The sequence below is a fragment of the Cellulomonas sp. Root137 genome (assembly GCF_001426725.1).
Lineage (GTDB): Bacteria > Actinomycetota > Actinomycetes > Actinomycetales > Cellulomonadaceae > Cellulomonas.
The window spans coordinates 1-17,689 of record NZ_LMFG01000002.1 but is presented as its reverse complement, the minus strand read 5'-3'; the positions used below and the strand labels follow the sequence as shown (position 1 = coordinate 17,689).

Here is a 17,689-nt window from a genome sequence, read left to right as displayed (position 1 = left end):
CCTACCGGCGGGGCCTGGGCCGACGAAACCTGGTCGACATGGGTGCAACGGTCAAGACCGTTCAGGGCGTCCTGCGTGGCAGCGTCGCCGATGGCGTGTACGCGTTCCTGGGAGTCCCGTACGCCGCACCGCCCTTCGGTGCGAACCGGCTTCGACCCCCGCGGTCCGCCGAGCCCTGGAGCGGCGTGCGCGACGCCACGGCTCCGGGCCCGGAGCCCCCGCAGGTCGCTCCGCCGGCCACCGGCGGACCGAGTGAGGACTGGCGCGACGTCTCTGGCGCCTTCGCCGCCGTCGAGCGCGCCGCACCGTCGCAGGACTGCCTGAACCTCAACCTGTGGACCCCTGATCCCACGGCGACCGGCCTGCCGGTGATGGTGTGGATCCAGGGCGGCATGTTCGAGCTCAGCTCGACCTCGGCCTACGACGGTGCGCACTTCGCCCGCGACGGCGTCGTCTGCGTCGTCATCAACTGGCGCCCCGGCGCCGAGGGGTTCCTCTCCCTCGGGGACGGCATCGCGAACGTCGGCCTGCTCGACCAGGTCGCCGCGCTGGAGTGGGTGCAGGAGAACATCGACGCGTTCGGCGGAGACCCCGGCAACGTCACCGTCTTCGGCGAGTCCGCGGGCGCGATGAGCATCGGCATCCTGCTCGCGATGCCTCACGCCAAGGGACTGTTCCGACGGGCCATCCTGCAGAGCGGCGCGGCGCACCAGGTGACCCCGGCCGACGACGCGCGACGCATCGCCGGCCACCTGGCCGACATCCTCGGCGTGCCCCCGACCCGCCAGGCGATCGCATCCGTCGGTGTAGAGCGCCTGCTCGCCGCCCAGGCACAGCTGAAGATCGAGCTGCTCACCGACCCGGACCCGGAGCGCTGGGGCCACGCGGTCGTCACCAGCACCATGCCGTGGCAGCCGGTCGTCGACGGCCAGACCGTGCCAGGCGTCCCGATCGACCAGATCGCAGCCGGGTCGGGCGGCGACATCGACGTCATCGTGGGCACGAACACCGACGACTGGCGGCTCTGGCTCCTGGTCAGCGGCGCCCTCGGCCAGATCACCGACGAGATCCTGACCGGCCCCGTCCGCGGGCACGGCTACCAGGCGCTGGCGGCCTACGGACTCGATCCGTCGACGGCGCTCGCCGCCTACCGCGACAGGTATCCGCAGGCCTCCCCCGGCGACCTGCTCGCGAACGTCCAGACCGACTGGTGGATGCGGGTGCCGGCCCTCCGCCTCGCCGAAGCCCGCACGCGTACCCCCGCAACCGGACGCACCTACATGTACGAGTTCGCCTGGCCCGCCCCCGGGCTCGGCGCGGTCCACGCCGTCGAGGTGCCCTTCGTCTTCGACACAGCGACTCCCGACGCGCCGCTGTTCGGCCCGATGCTCGGCGCCCACCCGCCGCAGGACCTCGCGCGTCTGATGCACGCCACCTGGATCGCCTTCGCCAGAACCGGTGACCCGGGCTGGCCCCCGTACGACCAGCACCGCCGGGCCACGATGCGCTTCGACACCACATCGGAGGTCGTCGACGACCCACGAGCCTGGGAACGGGCGCTCTGGGAGGGCATCCGCTGACCATGGCCTATGTCGTGCGGGCTGTGCCCCGGGAACGCCAGCCGATCCTGGACAGGCTGGCGGGCGCAAGCCGGCGATTCCAGGTCCACGCCCTGCTCGAGCTCGACGTGACCGTCCCCATGGCGCGCATCGCCGCATCCGAGCCTCGCGTGTCGTGGACCGGCTTCGTCATCGCGAGCGTGGCACGGGCTGTCGCGATGCACCCTGAGGTGAACGCCCGCAAGGCCGGCAACGCGATCGTCTCCTTCGACCGCGTCGACATCGGCGCGACCGTGGAGCGACACTGGCAGGGACGCATCGTGCTCGACGCCGTGACCGTGGCCGACGCCGATCAGCTGTCCTGCGCGGCGATCTCGCGGGCCCTGCAGCGCGCGAAGTTCGGCCCCGGTGAGCAGCACCGCCCGAGCGGGCTGACCGGGGCGATGTTGCGCCTACCGGGTCCCCTTCGGCGGAGCGCCATCCGGGTCGCCGCCACCAGACCCGACATCGCCGCCACGTTTGGCCCCGCGGTGGGAGTGACGTCGATCGGGATGTTCGCCGGCGGGTGGGGGTGGGCCATTCCGCTCGCACCTCTCACGGTGATCGCGACGGTGGGGCGCATCGCGGACCGCGCCGTCGTGCGCGACGGGGTCGTGGTCGTTCGGCCGATGCTGCCGCTGACGTTGAGCTTTGATCACGCGGTGATCGACGGGGCACCGGCGGCGCGGTTCACCGAGACGCTGAGCACGTTGATCGAGACCGGCTCCGCACTTGAGGCGATCGCGCTTCCGGCCGAGCCGTGAGCACCTGCCGTGCGTTCGCTCTCGCCGCTCTCGGCTGCCGACGCCGGACTTGCACCGCGTTTGCCCCGAGCGCGGCTCCAGCGAACACTCGACCTCCCGATCATCGCTCGAACCCGACCACATCCCAGGCCAGACCGTGATGACGGTAGCGAGGGGTCAGCCCCTGGGCTGCCAGGACGTCCACCATGGCCGGGGGCGAATGCACGAAGGCGCGGAAGTCGTTGCGCCTCAGTCGTCGCAACGCGTTCTCACCCCACAGCGCCACACGAGTCATCCCGTTGCGCGGTGGGTGGGAAAGGACCAACAACCGCCGGGTATGACTACCTGCAGCCGCGAGCAGCCGTTCGTAATCCGGATAACAGCACACCACGCGGTGCAGCACGACCAAGTCGGCCGGCTCGACGTCGTCTGGAGCCACCGCGATGTCGAGGAACCGCCGGCTCACTCTTCCGGTCAATTCGGAATGCTCGAGCAGAAGTCGAGCCTCGTCTTCGTAGTTCGTCGAGATCTCCAGGTTCGTCGCCGAAGCCGCCCCGCGGCGGAGGAGCTCGATCTGGATCCCGCCGACGCCCCCACCGATCTCCAGGACCGTGGCGCCGTCGATGCCGCGCTCGGTGAGAAACCCGACCAGCCGCTCCTCGACGCGGGTCAGGCCGCGCGTGCGGAACCGCCGCGCCATCTGGCGCGCGAACCGGTCGGAGAACGTGGCCTGATAGTCGTCTCGACCGCAGCACTCGCCCACTTTGAGAGTATCTGGCTGTCCGGTGTGACAACGCCATCCTCAGGGTCGATGACTCCCTAGCTCCCTGAGGGTTGGGATGGCTTGGCTCCCGGCTCGGCGTGACAGTGCGCGACATGTTGCGCGCCCGATTCCGCGGATACCGGGCAGGCAGGTCGGGGCCTACGGTGTGCAGGGCACACGGACAGCGCCATAGCGCCGCTCGCCTCGCACTTACGCAGGTCCGCGAGGCCTTGATGGTGGAGGTGTCGGGAATCGAAAGCGTTGGGAGCCGTCTGAAACCGTTGGTTCGGGGCCGCGACCTGCAGGTTTGCTCGGGACCGGTTCGGACAGATCTTGTCTCTTCGGGCTCGTCGGTTGACAGGATCAACGCGACCCCGGGCCCTCGGTTTTGGCGGCTATGCCACGGGTCTCGACGAGCCGGGCACCGCTATCCAGGCCGCTGCACAAGATCCCGAAGTAGTGATCCGGTCCCGCCTGCGGGCCTCTTGCCACACGACGCCAACCACTTAGGTTCCGAGGACCCGCCAGCGTGCCCGCGCGATCGACCGACGGCGGCGACACCCACATCGGGCGCGGAGACGTCCGGACTTTCTAGGTTAGCCGCCGTGCAGTGCGCCTACCCACTGACAACCACCACACTCCGCGTTCGGCGGCGCTGCGTCTGGCGATTCTTCTCTCCAGCGTTTGCCCTGATCCGGAGCTCGGCCACGACGGCTCATCGCTCCCTCAGACCGTGCCGGACGTGACGTATGCAATCGACGGACGGTGAAGGAGCAGTCTGCAGGGACCGGCTCGAGCCCATACGTCGCGTGAATCGCGGACCGTCTGAGCCACTTGCGAACAAGACCTGTCCAGCTCCGAGGGGTGATGTGGGGGAGCGAGACGTCTCGTCGTGGGCCGCGCGGTGCCATCCAGCACGATCCGGTGCAACAAAGCACCGCGCTTAGCGGTCGTCATGCTCGGGGCGGTCTTCGGCTAAATGCGACTCGGAGGACGTCGCACCATCCGCGGTTCCGATCTGAACCACAGTCTCTGCCGTGTGTGGTATCTGGACGTGCGTCAAGCTGAACTGCACGAGTCCAAGCCGGCGACTGATACGCAGCACAACTTTCTGTAGATACCCAGGGCGCTGGGCGTACTCAAATGAACCCCAGGCGAGAACGTACTGAGCGCTAGTCGGCACGCTCGTGACGAACGTGTAGGTCTGGTCCACACCCGACTGGACGAACGTGTCGTACTTCAGGAGCAGAAAGCCGCGCTGCGGCTTCGAAGCGCTCGTCTGGCCAACAAGATCGTCTCGGGGCGCGGCCGGATGCATGTCGGATAGAACTGAGTTGGAGAACTGCACCCGGCCAAACAGCGAGTGCTTGGGGTCAGTTCCGAGGACGATCGGGTCGCTCGATGCTAAGTAGCGAACGTCGACCCGAAGGTTCTTCAGCACGAGGGTCGACGTGCCGCGGTTGCGAACCTGCAGTAGCACCGAGATTATCCTTCGATCACGCGGAACCCCAGGAACCAACTGATCGGGTTCGAATGCCTCGACCTCGATGTTGAACGACGCCGGTGCCAACAGCCCACGCTCAAGCGCGTAGCGCGTGTAGGCCCAGAGCGCTCCGACCGATACCACTACCAGCGCCACGAGTTGGAACGCCAGATCCACCCAGCCGCTCGCATCGGTCATCTCTGAGACGGTAGCCGGGACATGCGCGTCCGAACAGAATCGCCATGGCAGAGCTCTGGTGGCGCCGGGTCCCGCGTGTACGAACCGGAATGCCGCGCCAACGAGTTGCTGGTACCAGGCCACGGCAACACAACCCGCCCGCCGCCTCCCACCATGTCGAGCATCGGGCCGCTTCGATCGCTGGCCCTGCAACGCGCACACCATTCGTGGCCGGCTTCCTGCTGCTCAAGATCGCGACTGCGCACGGCTGAGGGGATCGGTCGCTTGACTCGTCCCATCACGGATGTTGTGAGCTACTGCGGAGCTCGCAAGGTGGCCGACCATGTCGCACGACGGGCGTGGATGAAGGCGGGGCGACAGTCGCGCCGGACGCCAGGACCCGAGGCCGGCTCGCTACTTCCGATGCGGCCCACCGACACGGTCGGTTCTGTCCCTCCGATCGCGGCCCCGTTCGACGACCTCCTCGCTCAGCTGGGCAGCGCCTGAAGGTCCACGGTGAGGGCGTTGATCGCGGGGGCGAGCTGGCGTTGGGCGATCCACAGCTCGGGCAGCCGGGACTTGTAGATCGTTCCGCTTTCGGTCAGCGGCGCGCGTCGATGGAGGTGGCTGAGCACGCTGGCGGCCTGCTTGCCGAACCACTCGCACGTCGTGGTCCTCGGGCCGCTCAGCACCGTCGAGAGGTTCTGCATCTGCGCCAGCACGGTCGTCGCGTTGTGGTGCAGGCACCGAAGCTTCTGATCTGTACGCGGCAGTCCGACGGGAATGGTCAGGGCCACGTTCTCGCCGCGCACGCTGATCGCCCCCCGAGGAGAGCGCAGTGCGACCGCTTTGGTGGGATCGGCTTCGTCGTCGAAGAGCCGAGCCAGCGCCGAGGCGATCGCGCGACCGTCCTTTTCGTCGTGGATGCCTGACAGGACGACGAACTGGCCCCCGGGGACGAGCGTGAGGGGCAAGCCCTCGAAGCTAGTGTCGGGCAGGAACGGGATCTCCAAAGCCGGGACACCGTCGACCAGGGAGCCAGCGCCGACGCTCGTCCTAAGAATGGCTCGGAGCTGGGCGGCGGCCTTGGCCGGGTCGGAGGGCCAAGCCGCACCCGGGAATGGACCGGCGTGGGCCATCGTCGTCAGGGCGAACGGATGGCGGATCGCCTCGACGTCGACGCTCCATGGCGACGAGCCGGGCAGTTGAAGCGTCCTCGTCTCCGCCCACCGTGTCGGGAGCAGGGTGCTGACCAGGTCGCGAGATGGGGTGTTTTGGTACTCGGGGCTGTACACGTAACGCCAGACGTGGCTTGGGTACCGCGGCCACGGCAGGCCGAACCCGATGACGGGCGAGGGGGACTTGAGCTCGTCGAACCGTCGCCGATAGACCGCCAGGTCCACGTCCGAGCACGTCTTGTCGGCGGCCACGAACCTCCACGTCCGCCCAACGGTGACCCGAACCCCATGGAGTCCCACAGTGCCCTCCGCTACTCTCGTGATGATTGTTCCTGTCCTTGAGCGTCGACGTGTTCGGCGTCTCGTCGGCGGATCCGCGGGCCGGCCCCCTTCCCAAGAAAGGAAGGGGACGGTCCCGCACCCGCTGGCCTACGGGGTGATCTCCAGCAGACTGACCGTGCCGGCGACGACGGCCTTGTCCTCGTCGACAGTGCGTACCCCGTCCCGGCCGCCCCAGTCGAGGTTGATGACGTCGTCCGCCGCAGCAGCGAGCACCGGGTCGATCTCACGGCGCTCGACCGCGGCGAGCAGTTGCCGGCGGGCTGGGTCGTCGGCGTTCGCCGAAGCGGTGAACGTGAACTTGATCTGCGGTGCCGCGTACACCTCGCCGTCCGCTGCGGGTGCGAGACGTCCGAAGGTGAGGCCCCCGACCGTGAACGCGGGCACCTCGAATGTCGCACCGCGGGCCTTGAGGCGGGTGAGCACCTTCTCGGGTGAGTCGTCGAGCCGGAAGACCTTCTTTCCGACGAGGTCTCGGTAGAACAGCGCCAGCGCACCCCAGGCCGCAGCTCCGAGCGCTGCGCCGCCGAGCATCAGCAACGCGACCTCGCCCGTGCTGACGGACTGCGTGAGGTCCCGCTTCAGCCCGAACCACGCTCCGACGTACAGAAGTGCGCTCACACCCACTACGGCGGGGAGCTGCCGGAGGTCCTTGAGGTCGACTTGGTCGGGCAACGCCTTGGTCCTCGGGTACACGGCGTTGCCGAGCAGGAAGACGACGACCGCCAGCACCCCGGGCATCAGGAAAAGGGTGCCGACGCCGAACGGCGACAGGGCGTCGACGCCGAACACACTCAGCGTCACGTTGTGGGTGGCGATCGACCCGACGCTCGGGGGGCCCGTGCTCGGTGTCGCCGTCAGCACCACGCCCACCTGCTGCGCTCCGGTACGGACGCTGGACTCGGCGCAGGTCACGAGGTCCACCACGACAGTCGCACCCGCGTCGAGTCTCGGGGCGGTCCAGAGTGTGCGGTGCTCGTCGGCGCAGCCCTTGTCTGCGTCCTTGGGTACAACGATCGCGACGTCATCGCCGTTCACCGCCGCCAGCGAGACATCGTCGAACGCCAGACCGGCCGAGTTGTCGATGCGTACCGACGTGGGCCGCGACTCACCGTCGTTGAGCGCGGACGGCGCGACCACGAACGTGATCACCGGAGCCGTCGCGGCCGTCGCGCTGAGTGCGACGGAGGCGGTCGCTGTCCTTACGGGTGAGCCTGCGGCACCGTCGCTGTAGTAGAGGGCCAGCCCGATCTGGGCGTCCGTGAGTCCACGGGTCGGGGTCACGGAAAGGTCCAGGTCCACCGATGCACCGGCCTCGAGCGGCGCGGGCGCCTCGACGCGCTTCGCCGTCTGGACCCCAGGTGGGGCGGCCACAACGACCTTCGTGACGACAACCGGCGCGGTGCCAGGGTTCGCGACCACGACGTCGAGCACGGCCGTCTCGCCGACCTGCAGCGTCACGGAGCTCGGCAACACGGCGATCGTCGGGGCGGGTGGGTCCGCCGTGGCTGCCGATGCGCTCGTCGTCGACAAGGGCACTGCCGCGAACAGGAGTGCAACGATCCAGGTCTCTACCCGACGCGACGCCTGCAGCGCGGCGCTGGCGCGGTATGAGCCTGCGCTCGGTGCACGAACGGGCACGGGCGCCTCCCGGCTTCGTCGCACACGGTCGCCGGCTCCCGGCCCGCCGCCATCCGAATCGAGCCTAGCGGTGAACAGTGCGGCTCTGGCGAAGTTTCACCCGACTCGTCACGACGCGGCTGAGCGGACCGAGCGATTGGCCTAGTCGTCCGTCGGTGCGGATTGTCAGTCGCCGAAGGTCCGGTACGTTCGGCCGCGCGGGTCGGCAACAGCGCCACGCAAATCGCACGATGCCCCGTACTGTCGGTACCGACCAGCGCTTGCTGCTGACCAAGGGTTTGTTGGCGGTCGATGTTCTTGACGTCGTGGGACCTGGAACAAGCCGGCCCGCTGCGCTTGCGCCTTCTGCAACCTCAGAGAAGGGGACGGATATGCCGGTCACCGTCAGACCTGACGAGCTAGCACCGCTGCGCACGGTGATGCGCGATCTCCAACTGAGCGCCTCGCGCTACTACGCCGGAACTGCGTCCAGCGAAGACCTCGGAGCACTAGTTCGCGAGTTCATCACTCATACCCAGACGGTCAACGACTGGCTAACGAATGCCGTCGGAGACGCTGCCTCCTACAAGGCCCACTTTGGAACGCCTCGCCATTTGCTCGCAGACTATATCGACGCGAACAAGTACGTGCGGAACGTGTCCCAGCACGTCATGCACATCGTTAGCCCCGACGATGAGGTCAATCTCGTCGGTGGGACGCTCGGCATGAGGTTGTACGCGCATTGGGATGAGGTTCCGGCCGCAGTTCACGCGAAGTTGCGACCGGGCACACAGTCATTGCGCCCAGCGTACGACGCGAAGCTCTTCGGCAAGGAAGTCATGAGCACGATGATGGAGGTACTGCGGTTCTACGCTGACGTCGTGCCCGACGTCATACACCGGGATCTGAACGGCGAATGGACCGGATTCCCACTGATGAACCAGCCCGGCATGTCGCACGCGCTGCACCCTGAAGAGCCCTCGGACTCAGCGGAGGCTCGCGCCTGGATGGATGGCCGACGCCCCGGCGGCAGTTCACGAGTCATCTGCGGCCAGGTAACGGTCGAGGACAGGCCGTATGTCTTCGGGTTCACATTTGATGGTCGACACTCTTTCGCGGCCTTTTCAGAAACGATCGAGCAGGTAAACCACGATATCTCTCTGGGTTTCCCCTACTTCTCAGGTGACCTCGCTGCCAACGTCGAGGGCGCGAACGAGGCGTTTCCGGACGCGCTCCAAGGGGTAGTGCTCGCCAGCCGCGAAGAGGTCTCTTCCTGGGGTACGCCAGTAACCCGGGTCCATGTGCAAGGCGACTGGTCAACGATCGATGGTGAGGGCTGGAGCCAGTTTGTCGGCCTGGAGAACAAGGCGATCGTGCCAATATCCATGCGACACGAGATTCGGCGTGCGCGCCGACTGAACGCGTTGACACCACCAAGCGCCACTAGACGATGAAGGAGCAAGCCGCCGCACCCTCGAGCACCCGAATCCGGAATGCGATCCGGGGGTGACTATCTCAAATCGGCACCGTGGACGCTCGGCCCGAGGTTGTCGAGCGGCGGCCGCGGGACCTTACCTCTTCGTCGAACCACACACCGAGACGGACCCCTGCAGTCACTTGTTGAGCTCTCGACGTAGCCGACGAAGTCCCGGGAGCACGACCCCTCCCCCGCGCTGGTTGCCCGCCAGCTCCTCTACGAGGCTCCAGTCGGCGACGTAGCCAAGGTTGCGCATAGCATCGCGAAGGTCCGACTCGTGGGTAGTGCGATCCCGAGCCAAGTCGACGATTGTCTGTTCTGCGGTGGTGACAAGCATTCCGCCGAGTTCAGTCCTGAGTAGCTGCGCATCGATCGCATCCAGGTCACGCGTAACGAACTCGATGACGCCGAAGCTCCGATCGGTGAGTGCTACGGCCCGATGACGTCGTGGCGCCGCAACGGTCGCCAAGCCGTGCGCCCGCGGCACAGCACCCTGGAGCCGGGCCGCTGCCATCCCCATAAGTACAGCACCCTGGTCACCGAAGATCGCGGTCGCGACAGCCCCCGCAGCCGCTTCGAACGACGGACGCCATCGGCCCGGGTCGTAAACGTCGTCGGGTACCGCCACATAGATGCCGTAGGCGACCTTGCGCACCTCTCCCTTTGCAGCGCGCTCGCGCAGGATCGCGCGCGGGTTCGCGTATTGCCCGGTCAGGTCAGCCGGCCGAACGACACGCATCGGCCGTGCCCCAAGCCGCGGCGGGCCACTTTGCCCGACGTCTAGATCTGTCCACATTCTCCCGTTCACGGACAAAGAGTAGTCCGCTGCACTACACTTTGAACAGATTCTTGCCGAGATGCCGGGCTAGCCGTTCTGGGAGCGGCTTCCGGGGCGGTATCGATACGCCGAGCGGAGACTGGAGGAAGTACTCCTTGCCGCTCGGAGGTCCCGACTAGATCGTCATCGCTCCGGCGGTGAACCCGAAGGGCGGCCGACTCTCAACGCAAGTTGCCCTGCACGTGCGGCCGATTCAGATGCGCCCGGGTGGACTTCGAAGTCGCCCCCAGTGCCCGAAGGTCCACGGGCTTTGAAGCGGGCGGCTCGCTGCCAGTGCCGTTAGCGTGCACCGTCACCATCCGCACAAGAACGTCGAAGTGCTCGGGCAGGAAGCGGATCCTGCCGCGACCCAATCGAAGATGCGGGACTCGGCCGCGCCGCGCCTGCTCGCGCACCCACCAAGGGGAAGCTCCGAGCATCTGCGCGACCTCTTCGGGCGTCAGGGTGCTGGCTTCAAGGGACATTTCGCGGCTCCCTTCGTCGTCGTGATGCGGCCGCCAGCGGACGGCGGCCGACGGCTCGTCACCTATACGACGATCCGCGGCATCGATAGACCGATCGATCACATCAGCCCGACTCGCAACTCAGATGTCCACAACCCGCCTCAGACTCGATCGGGTTGAGCGGTACCTTCGGCCCATGCCCTCAGCGGACGAGATTGAAGCGGCAAGCACGGCGGGAGGTGGATGGACGCGGGCCTAGTTGGCGAACTGGGGCGTGTGCTGGCCACCGCCGGCGGACTGGCGCCGCAGGCTCATCGCGCAGGGCCGCGACTTGGGAGAGAGTCGGCTGGAGGCGACGATGCTTGAGCTCTAGAGCGTGCTTACTGCCGCCGAACTGCTTGCGGAGCCCTTGCTGTATCCGGACGATGCACCTGTTGTGGTGATCGTGCCGGACCGAGCACAGCCATCGATCGAGGCCGTGCGCCCCATCGTCTCGGCGGGTGCGGGCCGAGGGTTGATGCCCGACGAGATCACCGCGGCCTTCTTCTCCCTGCGCGCTGGCGAATAGCGTTGCGCAGGCCACGGGGCAAGTTGCTCACGCCGCTTAGTCCTAGTCGGACCTCCATGCTTGGGTCGCTCTCGACGTTGCCGGTCCGTCCCTCGCCCTGCCACCCCTGGCCGGCTGCTCCGTGGTACCGCATGAGAGGCAGTCAGATTCGGAAGTCGTCTTGAGACCGGCGGACGGCGGCCGAGAAGCATGACGCGTCGCGGTCGCTGCTGAAAGGGCTGTGAACGGGCCTAGCGTCAGCTGGAACGCGGGGGATCGCAGTTGCACTCGCGTCGACCCTCGACCTTTTCTGCATAGACGACGAGTGCTTGCTCGACTCACCCCGCAGACCACGCCTCGGTCGACTTCCGTGGAGAGCCAACGAGGGGTACGCAGCGGCAGAAGGGACGCAAGCTGCGAGACGCCGCCGCGCACGCGGGTGCGCTCTATACCCACCGCCAGCCTGAGCGTGTGATTGGCCGGACCAGCTTGAGCTAGACCTGCGCGTCGCCCTCGACCTGCGACCGAGGGCGGCGGGATCGACGGTCGCGCCAAAGCCCTTGGCAACGAGGGACCGCGTGACACCTATCCACCTCATCGACGGAGAACACCTGGTGGACCTGCTCGGGAAGGCGGCTTGGGATACACCGATGCCACACCGGGCGAACACGCTCCGGACGTGCTCGGCAGCGAGCAGCGAGGCGACAGGCCTCAACGACACGGCCGCGGTGCGCGCACGCGTTGCGCAGCCCTAGTCGCACGGCACTCCTGAGGTCGGGCCGCCGTGGGTAGCCATGCTGCTTCACGGCTTGAGGCGGTTGGCCCCGTGGACCGGGACGGCGCGCAGCATCGCTTCCGGGTCGTCGCGACGGAACTTGACGAGCCGGCTCCCGATCCTGACGGCCTGCAGCTCGCCCTCGGCGATGAGCCGAGCTACGAACAACTGCGTGACTCTCAACTCCGCGGCAAGGTCCGCCACCGAGACGAACTCGGTTCGCTACGCGTCGGTGGGTGACGTCGTCACGGTTGCTCCTCGTGGTGACTCTGCAATGCACCGACAGCACCTGGTCACACCTAACAGGTACGACGAAGCGCCCTCTTCATAGACCGATCGATCACGGTGTGGGGCGATGGCCTCCGGCTCGCGTGTGGAACGCCGGGCGGCCGAGCGCGGCCAGCAGGCCGCCCCACCGAGGTGTGTGAGGGAGATGATCGAGGGTTTGCACGCGGTGACTGCGCTGGTCATAGGCGTGTGATCGTTCTGGCCGCGCCCCGTGATGCATCGGCGGCATCGATAGACGGATCGATCACATCGACGCGGGACCGTGCGTGTGATCGGTCTGTCTATCGCCCCTGACGAGCCTCTGTGTCGTTCATCGACGACACCGGAGGCGAGCATGACCACGACACCGGATCCCCCAGCCGGCAACGAGCTCGGGCACGACGTGTGCGTCGTCCGAGAACGCGCATCGCTTCTACGCATGCTCACAGTGATCGACCGGGAGGGCTGGGACGGGCCGACTGGCACCGCCCTTCTGAACTTCGTGCGTGAGCGGATCGTTCGCCCGCTGGCGATCAGCGTTGGCCTTCGGGGTGCGGCCGCGTCGCAGGCCGAGGCAACGGCGTGGCAGGCACTGTGGGTGGAGCTCACCAAGCCCGCGCTGCGCACCGCGACCTCACCGTGGGGGATCCTCGGGCAGGTCGCCAGGCGACAGCTGCTAGGCGAGATCGTCGCCGCCCGGTTCGCCACCAACGACCGACGCGCGTGGAAGCTCGAGGTCGCATCCCGCTACGGGGCCGTCGCCCCGGCCGTGAGTCTCGACCTGCTGCTCGAGGCTGGCTGGGAGCCGGCCTCTGAGGATCCCGACCCGTCCGCTCCGTTGCACACGGGCGTCCTGGCAGAGGCGGCGTGCCGCGCCCTGATGCTCGTCGGGTGGAGCGAACAGATGGCCTCGAAGATCTTGGCGATGGTGCTGGACACCTCAACCCGGGTCGACGATCGCACGCAGTTCCCCGGCTGGCGGGCGATGGCCAGTGCGCTGGGCATCCCGGCGTGGCAGGCACGCCGGCTCACGATCGCACTCCGTGGGACGAGCGACTGGCCGGGCGTACTGGCGCGGATCGTCGCCGAAGGACCGACCGTCGTCGAGTCCCCCATCGTGCATACGGCATTGATGACGACCCGCCGACACTCTGACCGTTCCCCCGTCCTCGCCGCCCGTCGCGCCGAGGAAGCCGCAACCGACGCCTGTCCACAGCGCCGTGCAGGCTGAGTCCCGTCCACAGATTCCCCGCGCATGGCTCGCGGGTTACGCATCGCGTGGCACACCTATGGGCATGGGTAGGCAGTCAGTCATGGATCACCTGACGGTTCCGACTAGTGCGGTTCACCCGCTTGGGTATGGAATGGGCGTTCCGGTGTCGTCGAGCGGTGCGTGCGTGTCAGTCATGGATCACCTGACGGTTCCGACTAGTGCGGTTCACCCGCTTGGGTATGGAATGGGCGTTCCGGTGTCGTCGAGCGGTGCGTGCGTCAGCGGGGGCCGTCAGGGGGCGGGTGTTCGGCGATGAGACATCGACAGATCACCAACGGGACCGCGATCGCCACAGCGCTGATCGTCGTCGCGGTCCTCCTCGGCGCGTGCACGCAACCTGAACCCACACCCAGCCCGACCCCGTCGGCTTCAACGGCGACCCCGACACCGACGGTCAGCCCAACCCGGTCGGTGGACCCGACCCTCGCCGCCGCCGAGGTGGCGATCCTCGAGGCGTACCACGGGTACTGGGCCGCCAAGGTCNACCGACGGTCAGCCCAACCCGGTCGGTGGACCCGACCCTCGCCGCCGCCGAGGTGGCGATCCTCGAGGCGTACCACGGGTACTGGGCCGCCAAGGTCGCGGCATTCGCCGATCCGACGAAGGACCCAGGAGCTGAGCTCGAACGCTTCGCCGTCGACCGCGCCTTCACCGATGTCGGTACGTCGCTCTTTACCTTCAGGGACAGCGGAATCGCATTCATCGGGGCTCCCCGACTGTCCCCCAAAGTCGCCGACGTCGTCGCCGGCGATCAAGGCAGCGCGAACATCACCGACTGTGTGGATGTCTCGGATTGGCGGCCGATCTACACGGCCACGGGCGACTCCGCTGCGGCACCTGGCCAGGCAACGAAAGTGCTGACCAACTCGACGGCGTACTTCTACATCGATCACTGGACCATCCGAACGTCCGACGTTGACCGGGGAACGTCATGCGGCGGGTGATCGTCGTCAGCGCCCTCCTCGTAGTTGCGCTCGCGACGGCTGCACCGGCTGCGAACGCCGCGGGCGAAGTGGACTGCGCACCGGGAACCCAGGTCTGCGTCATCCGCGTCGAGCAGCCCGGTGCACCCGGCGCCCCCGGGGCACCCGATCCGGGTGGTTCCGACGTCATTGAGCGACGTTGCCTCGTGTCTGGCACCGGCAGAGACGTCCCGTGCCACAGCGACGTTTGGGGATGGTTCAACGACGGGGATGACTGCTACTGGCGGCGAGTCGAACCTCAGCCCCCGATGACTGACGTGATCTGGGGTGGCCATTTCCCGAACGGCGCCGTGTACTCCGTTGCCTGCGCGCCGACTCATCCGGGAGGCGTGGACGGGTGGGAGTGGGCTCCAGCGGATCCGCCGGGTTACGGCGGAACAGGGGTGACGCCGGCTCAGTTGGCCCAGCAGGCGCTGGCGCAGATGGCGCTGACTGGTCCGGCGATCAGGATGACGATCGAGGGCGACGAGCACGGCCTGGTCGGGCTTCCGGTGTGGTTGTGGACCGAGGTGGGTCCCACGACGTGGGGGCCGAACTCGGCGACGGCCGCGGTGCCGGGCTTGTCGGTGACCGCAACCGCGCAGGCGCGCCAGATCGTGTGGGACACGGGCGACGGGCGCAAGGAGACGTGCAAGAACGCGGGCACGCCGTACTACGCCGGTGGTGTCACGTCTCCGACGTGCCAGCACATCTATGAGCAGTCGTCCGCCGGGCAGCCGAACGAGGCGTTCCCGGTCACCGCGACGACGACGTGGGANCCGGTGGTGTCACGTCTCCGACGTGCCAGCACATCTATGAGCAGTCGTCCGCCGGGCAGCCGAACGAGGCGTTCCCGGTCACCGCGACGACGACGTGGGACGTGACGTGGACCGGTGGGGGTGCCTCGGGTGCCCTGACGGTGACGCGGCAGTCCACGGCGAGCGTGCGCATCGGTGAGATGCAGGTGCTCATCACCCAGGAGTAGTNGACCGGTGGGGGTGCCTCGGGTGCCCTGACGGTGACGCGGCAGTCCACGGCGAGCGTGCGCATCGGTGAGATGCAGGTGCTCATCACCCAGGAGTAGTGACCGGCGGCGTGCCCGCCTGCAGGGGGAGGTTGCCATGACGGCAACGAGTGAGCAGTCCACGCTGAACGGCGCGCCCGCGCGTGCGGAGCTGCGTGCTCCACGCGTCGTGGCGCCGCATTTCCGACGTCGACCGCTGTTCGTCGTGGCGGGGACCGTCATGGTGGTTGTCGGTGCGCTGGCCGCGGTGTGGCTGGTGTCCAGCTCGGGGCACCGCGTCGACGTGGTCGTGATGGCTGCCGACGTGCCTTACGGGGCACCGATCACCGCGGAGGACTTGGCGACGACGGCGGTGGCGGTTGACCCGGACGTCGAGACGGTCCCGGCCGGCGATGCGCGCGAGGTGGTCGGTCAGGTCGCCGCGGCGTTCCTGGCGAAGGGGACGCTGCTCGCCCGCACCGACGTGACCTCAGCGGGCGTCGTCGGGCCGGGCCAGGTCCTCGTGCCGCTGCCGCTGCCTGTCGAACGGGTGCCCGCCGGCGGCCTGACCGCAGGCGAAGCCGTGCTGATCGTGGATGCGCCACCGCAAGGGGCCGACCCCGTGGACGGGACACCGAGATCGTTCGCTGCAACGGTGGCGCGTGTCGGGGCACCGGACATCAACGGTCTGGTGGTCGCCGACGTGGTCGCCGCGGCCGAGGACGGGCCAGCCCTCGCGGCTCGCGCAGCGACCGGACGGTTCGCCCTGGTGGTCCTGCCCGCGCAGGGGTCGAAGTGAGCGTCGTGGTGGTGTGCGCGGCACACGGAGCCCCCGGCGTGACGACCACGTCGTTGGCGCTGACCTGGATGTGGCCGGCGGTGCACCCCGATCGGAGGGTGCTGCTCCTGGACGCGGACCCGGCCGGGTCCGGGCTGCTGACCGGGTACCTGCACGCCGGGGTTCCGGACACTGCCGGGGTGCTCGCGTTGGCAGCACAACGCCCTCCGTTGTCGGCGGAGCAGACGATGCAATGCGCGCTCGCGCTCGACGACGATTCGACCCGGATGGTGGTTCCCGGTGTGGCCGACCCAGTGCAGGCCCGGCCCCTCGTCGGAACGTGGACCGCGTTGACGGACACCGGCCGCGAGTTGGGCCGGTGCGGGGTGGACGTGGTTGTCGATGCGGGCCGGTTGGGGCACCGGTCCGAACCGACAAGCCTGCTGCACGACGCGGACCTCGTGGCAGTGACGGCTCGCGGCGAGATTGCGTCGCTGGTGCCGGCCGCCGCGGCGGTGCGCAGGCTGCGCGACGAGCGCCCAGGCCGCATCCCGCCGGTGGCCCTGGTGATCGGCGACGGGTACTCCCCCGGCGAGATCACCGCCACCCTCGCGGTGGCGGACGCGTTGCCGGTGGCTCTCGACGCGTGGACGGCTCGCCGGTTCGCCGAGGGCGGCGCCCAGGGCTGGCGGTTTGATCGGTCCCCGCTGCTGCGCACCGTCCGTGCCGTGATCGAGCGCCTCGCCCAGCTCGCCCCGAGCCCGGACCTGGCGGTGACGTCGTGACCGGCCTGGACGAGACCACCCGGGCGACGAACGGGTTCGGTCCCGCCGCCACACACCTGACCAACGGCGCCGGGCCCGTGCTGCCCGTGCCGGATGTGGCGCTGGTGCGTGAGGTGCGCCGTGTGGTCGCCGACCGGCTCGCCGAACGGCTCCAGGCACAGCATCTGGACTCCCCGGACGCCCGACGCGAGCTGGCCCGCTCCGTGGTCGCCGCTGAGCTGTCCGAGCGTGGGCGCGAGCGGGTGCGGCGCGGGCAGGAGCCGTGGCCGCTGGACCTGGAGATCGTGACCTCGCGGGCAGTGATGGCGGCCCTGTTCGGCCTCGGCCGGCTACAACCGCTGATCGAGGACCCGGCAATCGAGAACATCGAGGTCGACGGGCACGACCACGTCTGGGTGTCCTACGCCGACGGCCGCGACCAGCAGCACCCCCCGATCGCCGACTCCGACGCCGAGCTGATCGAGATCCTGCAGCTGCTCGCGGCCCGCACCGGTAACGCCGAACGGACCTTCTCCTCGGCCCACCCTGCACTGCACCTGCGGCTCGAGGACGGGTCCCGCCTCGCGGCGGTCGCCTGGACCACCCCCAAGCCGCACGTCGTGATCCGCCGCCACCGCGTCCGCGACGTCGACCTGGACGA

Annotated in this window: 14 protein-coding genes and 1 pseudogene; 8 read left to right on the top strand and 7 right to left on the bottom strand. The window is 68.3% G+C overall.

The window, feature by feature from the left end; all coding sequences use genetic code 11:
- The first annotated feature begins 38 nt into the window (after positions 1–38).
- Entirely contained in the window at positions 39–1,580 is a 1,542-nt protein-coding gene (locus ASD18_RS12470; protein WP_056093542.1) for a carboxylesterase/lipase family protein, read from the top strand.
- Between the two features lie 2 nt (positions 1,581–1,582).
- The gene (locus tag ASD18_RS12465) at positions 1,583–2,362 is read left to right on the top strand and encodes a 2-oxo acid dehydrogenase subunit E2 (RefSeq protein ID WP_056092246.1); all 780 of its coding nucleotides are present in this window, start codon (positions 1,583–1,585) and stop codon (positions 2,360–2,362) included.
- A 100-nt stretch (positions 2,363–2,462) separates the two neighbouring features.
- Here ASD18_RS12465 and ASD18_RS12460 read toward each other — a convergent pair whose 3' ends face one another.
- The 4 genes from ASD18_RS12460 to ASD18_RS12445 all read right to left on the bottom strand — a co-directional run bounded on the left by ASD18_RS12460 (position 2,463) and on the right by ASD18_RS12445 (position 7,742).
- Positions 2,463–3,104: a methyltransferase domain-containing protein gene (locus ASD18_RS12460; protein ID WP_056092243.1), complete on the bottom strand. Its 642-nt coding sequence runs from the start codon at positions 3,102–3,104 to the stop codon at positions 2,463–2,465.
- A gap of 943 nt (positions 3,105–4,047) precedes the next feature.
- Complete coding sequence (locus ASD18_RS12455; RefSeq protein WP_056092241.1) at positions 4,048–4,785, bottom strand: hypothetical protein; 738 nt, start codon at positions 4,783–4,785, stop codon at positions 4,048–4,050.
- Positions 4,786–5,252: 467 nt separating this feature from the next.
- Positions 5,253–6,194, bottom strand: coding sequence for a hypothetical protein (locus ASD18_RS12450; RefSeq protein ID WP_156388011.1), 942 nt, complete (start codon positions 6,192–6,194; stop codon positions 5,253–5,255).
- A gap of 177 nt (positions 6,195–6,371) precedes the next feature.
- Entirely contained in the window at positions 6,372–7,742 is a 1,371-nt protein-coding gene (locus ASD18_RS12445; protein WP_156388010.1) for a hypothetical protein, read from the bottom strand.
- A gap of 440 nt (positions 7,743–8,182) precedes the next feature.
- Here ASD18_RS12445 and ASD18_RS12440 point away from each other — a divergent pair, with 440 nt between their 5' ends.
- Positions 8,183–9,355 carry a hypothetical protein gene (locus ASD18_RS12440; protein WP_156388009.1) on the top strand — a complete coding sequence of 391 codons (1,173 nt, stop codon included), beginning with the start codon at positions 8,183–8,185 and terminating at the stop codon, positions 9,353–9,355.
- A gap of 159 nt (positions 9,356–9,514) precedes the next feature.
- Here ASD18_RS12440 and ASD18_RS12435 read toward each other — a convergent pair whose 3' ends face one another.
- Together ASD18_RS12435 and ASD18_RS20805 are read right to left on the bottom strand one after the other, a co-directional pair.
- Positions 9,515–10,033: a hypothetical protein gene (locus ASD18_RS12435; protein WP_056092228.1), complete on the bottom strand. Its 519-nt coding sequence runs from the start codon at positions 10,031–10,033 to the stop codon at positions 9,515–9,517.
- A gap of 344 nt (positions 10,034–10,377) precedes the next feature.
- A complete protein-coding gene (locus ASD18_RS20805) occupies positions 10,378–10,680 on the bottom strand; it encodes a helix-turn-helix domain-containing protein (protein ID WP_082574012.1) in 303 nt (100 codons plus the stop codon).
- Positions 10,681–11,035: 355 nt separating this feature from the next.
- Here ASD18_RS20805 and ASD18_RS12430 point away from each other — a divergent pair, with 355 nt between their 5' ends.
- Positions 11,036–11,227: a hypothetical protein gene (locus ASD18_RS12430; RefSeq protein ID WP_056092225.1), complete on the top strand. Its 192-nt coding sequence runs from the start codon at positions 11,036–11,038 to the stop codon at positions 11,225–11,227.
- A 781-nt stretch (positions 11,228–12,008) separates the two neighbouring features.
- Here ASD18_RS12430 and ASD18_RS20800 read toward each other — a convergent pair.
- Positions 12,009–12,185, bottom strand: coding sequence for an excisionase family DNA-binding protein (locus ASD18_RS20800; RefSeq protein ID WP_082574011.1), 177 nt, complete (start codon positions 12,183–12,185; stop codon positions 12,009–12,011).
- A 418-nt stretch (positions 12,186–12,603) separates the two neighbouring features.
- On the opposite strand from ASD18_RS20800, the gene ASD18_RS12425 reads away from it, so the two are divergent.
- The 4 genes and pseudogenes from ASD18_RS12425 to ASD18_RS12390 form a co-directional block, all read left to right on the top strand.
- Positions 12,604–13,479, top strand: a complete 876-nt coding sequence (locus ASD18_RS12425; RefSeq protein ID WP_156388007.1) for a hypothetical protein — start codon at positions 12,604–12,606, stop codon at positions 13,477–13,479.
- A gap of 2,125 nt (positions 13,480–15,604) precedes the next feature.
- On the top strand, positions 15,605–16,285 hold the full coding sequence (locus ASD18_RS12400; RefSeq protein ID WP_156388005.1) for an SAF domain-containing protein: 681 nt from the start codon (positions 15,605–15,607) through the stop codon (positions 16,283–16,285).
- A gap of 179 nt (positions 16,286–16,464) precedes the next feature.
- Positions 16,465–17,049, top strand: coding sequence for a hypothetical protein (locus tag ASD18_RS12395; protein WP_156388004.1), 585 nt, complete (start codon positions 16,465–16,467; stop codon positions 17,047–17,049).
- A pseudogene (locus ASD18_RS12390) lies at positions 17,046–17,689 on the top strand (CpaF family protein); the annotation flags it as partial. The gene ASD18_RS12395 and the pseudogene ASD18_RS12390, both read left to right, overlap by 4 nt.

Excerpts from the sequence above, each read along its gene's own strand:
- ASD18_RS12400 (WP_156388005.1), top strand. The coding sequence starts at position 15,605 with ATGACGGCAACGAGTGAGCAGTCCACGCTGAACGGCGCGCCCGCGCGT.
- ASD18_RS12470 (WP_056093542.1), top strand. The coding sequence starts at position 39 with ATGGGTGCAACGGTCAAGACCGTTCAGGGCGTCCTGCGTGGCAGCGTC.
- ASD18_RS12455 (WP_056092241.1), bottom strand. The coding sequence starts at position 4,785 with ATGACCGATGCGAGCGGCTGGGTGGATCTGGCGTTCCAACTCGTGGCG.
- ASD18_RS12425 (WP_156388007.1), top strand. The coding sequence starts at position 12,604 with ATGACCACGACACCGGATCCCCCAGCCGGCAACGAGCTCGGGCACGAC.
- ASD18_RS20805 (WP_082574012.1), bottom strand. The coding sequence starts at position 10,680 with ATGTCCCTTGAAGCCAGCACCCTGACGCCCGAAGAGGTCGCGCAGATG.
- ASD18_RS12465 (WP_056092246.1), top strand. The coding sequence starts at position 1,583 with ATGGCCTATGTCGTGCGGGCTGTGCCCCGGGAACGCCAGCCGATCCTG.